We start from the raw sequence: 3,296 nt of genomic DNA on the forward strand, positions 1-3,296 counted from the left end.
AGGCACAAAAAAAAGCCCCTCGACTTTCGTCGAAGGGCTTCAATAAATATGGCGGCTACCTACTCTCCCGGAGTTAACCAGTACCATCGGCCATAAGGGGCTTAACTTCTCTGTTCGGAATGGGAAGAGGTGAACACCCTTGGCAATACCACCATAAAATCTTCAGTGATTTTATTCACCAATAAGGTAGACATATTGGGTCAGCTTAAAAAATAGTAACATTTGTATTTACAACTTCATTCAATATAATAAAGTTAAAGCGTACGTGCAATTAGTATTACTCGGCTATGATGTTACCACCTTTACACCTGTAACCTATCAACGTCGTAGTCTTCGACGGCACTTAAAAGTAAACTCATCTTAAGGAAGGTTTCGCGCTTAGATGCTTTCAGCGCTTATCCTTTCTGTACATAGCTACTCTGCACTGCACCTGGCGGCACAACAGATACACCAGCGGTACATACAACCCGGTCCTCTCGTACTAAGGTCATGTCCTCGCAATTTACTAACGCCCACCACAGATAGAGACCAAACTGTCTTGCGACGTTCTGAACCCAGTTCACGTGCCACTTTAATGGGCGAACAGCCCAACCCTTGGGACCTTCTCCAGCCCCAGGATGTGACGAACCGACATCGAGGTGCCAAACCTCCCCGTCGATATGAGCTCTTGGGGGAGATCAGCCTGTTATCCCCGGAGTACCTTTTATCCTTTGAGCGACGACCCTTCCATACAGAATCGCCGGATCACTTTAGCCTGCTTTCGCACCTGCTCGGCTAGTCAGCCTCACAGTCAAGCTCCCTTATACTAATACGCTCTACGCACGATTACCAACCGTGCTGAGGGAACCTTTGCGAGCCTCCGTTACGCTTTGGGAGGCGACCACCCCAGTCAAACTACCCACCATGCAATGTTTCCCTGTTTCGCAGGGATTAGACTCTAAGTAACAGAAGGTTGGTATTTCAACGGTGACTCCACACACACTGGCGTGCATGCTTCTTAGTCTCCCAACTATGCTACACATCTGTTACCCAAAATCAATGCAAAGTTGTAGTGAAGGTTCACGGGGTCTTTTCGTCCCGTGGCGGGTAACCGGCATCTTCACCGATACTACAATTTCACCGGGCTCGTGGAGGAGACAGTGTGCAACTCATTAGACCATTCGTGCAGGTCGGAACTTACCCGACAAGGAATTTCGCTACCTTAGGACCGTTATAGTTACGGCCGCCGTTTACTGGGGCTTCAGTCGTAAGCTTCACCTTGCGGCTGACAAACTTCCTTAACCTTCCAGCACCGGGCAGGTATCAGGCTCTATACTTCATCTTTCGATTTCGCAGGGCCCTGTGTTTTTGCTAAACAGTTGGTTGCACCATTTTACTGAGACCGCATCACTGCGGTTGGCTTTATTCCGAAGTTACAGCCATAATTTGCCTAGTTCCTTCTCCACGGCTCACCCGAGCGCCTGAGAATACTCATCTCGACTACCTGTGTCGGTTTACGGTACGAGCTGTATAATACGAACCTTAGAAGTTTTTCTCGGCAGTCTGATTACAGTCACTATCTGCGCCACCGAAGCTTTGCAGTACTATCAGATTTCAGCAGTCCCGGCGGATTTGCCTACCAGGCCTATACCTACATCCTTTAACGAACTATTCCGTCAGTTCGCGGACTTGTCACTTCTGCGTTACTCCATCGAATATTACACAGGTATGGGAATATTAACCCATTTTCCATCGACTTCCCCTTTCGGGTACGCCTAAGGTCCCGACTTACCCTGATCCGATTAACGTTGATCAGGAACCCTTAGTCTTTCGGCGACAAGGTTTTTCACCTTGTTTATCGTTACTCATTCCTACATTTTCTTTTCTAAACGCTCCAGCATGCATCACCACACACCTTCAACGCAGTTTAGAATGCTCTCCTACCGATTGTACTAACGTACAATCCTATAGCTTCGGCACTATGTTTGATGCCCGATCATTTTCCGCGCCCGAACCCTCGACCAGTGAGCTGTTACGCACTCTTTAAATGAATGGCTGCTTCCAAGCCAACATCCTGGCTGTCATAGGATTTGAACATCGTTTAACCAACTTAACATAGATTTAGGGGCCTTAGCTGATAGTCTGGGTTGTTCCCCTCTCGGCCATGGACCTTAGCGCCCACAGCCTCACTGCCGCAGATATTTATTAGCATTCGGAGTTTGTCAGGATTTGGTAGGCGGTGAAGCCCCCTAGTCCAATCAGTAGCTCTACCTCTAATAAACTTCTATATGCGACGCTGTTCCTAAAAACATTTCGGAGAGAACGAGCTATCTCTCAGTTTGATTGGCCTTTCACCCCTATCCACAAGTCATCGGATAGCTTTTCAACGCTAACCCGTTCGGTCCTCCAGTGTGTGTTACCACACCTTCAACCTGCTCATGGATAGATCACAAAGTTTCGCGTCTGCCCCCACTAACTAATTCGCCCTATTCGGACTCGCTTTCGCTGCGGCTCCGTAACTTAAGTACTTAACCTTGCTAGTGAGGAGCAACTCGTAGGATCATTATGCAAAAGGCACGCCGTCAGGTTTAACCCCTCCGACCGCTTGTAGGCGCACGGTTTCAGGTACTATTTCACTCCCCTATTCGGGGTACTTTTCACCTTTCCCTTACGGTACTGGTTCACTATCGATCGACAAGGAGTATTTAGCCTTACCGGATGGTACCGGCAGATTCAGACAGGATTCCTCTGGTCCCGCCCTACTCAGGATACTGCTCGTCCACGCTAATTTCTACCTACAGGACTTTCACCCTCTTTGGTCTACCTTTCCAGGTAGTTCGGTTTGATAACGCTTTCTAAATGCAGTCCTACAACCCCAAAGCTGCACGCAACTCTGGTTTGGGCTCTTCCCCGTTCGCTCGCCACTACTTGGGGAATCATTTGTTATTTTCTTTTCCTCCGGGTACTTAGATGTTTCAGTTCTCCGGGTTGGCTCTCTTTCGAGTGTTATGTCTTCAACATAACGGGTTGTCCCATTCGGAAATCTTCGGATTATCGCTCGTGTGCAGCTCCCCGAAGCTTATCGCAGCTTACCACGTCCTTCTTCGCCTCTTGTCGTCTAGGCATCCACCATACGCCCTTAATTGCTTTAAATATTTTTTTAAAGTGGCTATTCTAAACAATTACCACTAAATTGTATATCTTAGAAGATGTAATTACCGCCATCAGATTGAAAAAACCACATTGCTGTTAATTTTTCATTTTTATCCGATAACTTTTACTATCTTTCTTGCTTTCCCAATATGTCAAAGATCATT

2 rRNA genes are annotated in these 3,296 nt (G+C 47.3%); both read right to left on the reverse strand.

Going from position 1 to position 3,296, the window contains the following annotated elements:
- Positions 1–46 precede the first annotated feature (46 nt).
- A 5S ribosomal RNA gene (gene rrf / locus B0I18_RS24850) occupies positions 47–156 on the reverse strand.
- Positions 157–251: 95 nt separating this feature from the next.
- Positions 252–3,132: ribosomal RNA gene (locus tag B0I18_RS24855) — 23S ribosomal RNA — on the reverse strand.
- Positions 3,133–3,296 lie beyond the last annotated feature (164 nt).

The sequence above is a fragment of the Taibaiella chishuiensis genome, from assembly GCF_003014535.1.
Taxonomy (GTDB): Bacteria; Bacteroidota; Bacteroidia; order Chitinophagales; family Chitinophagaceae; genus Taibaiella; species Taibaiella chishuiensis.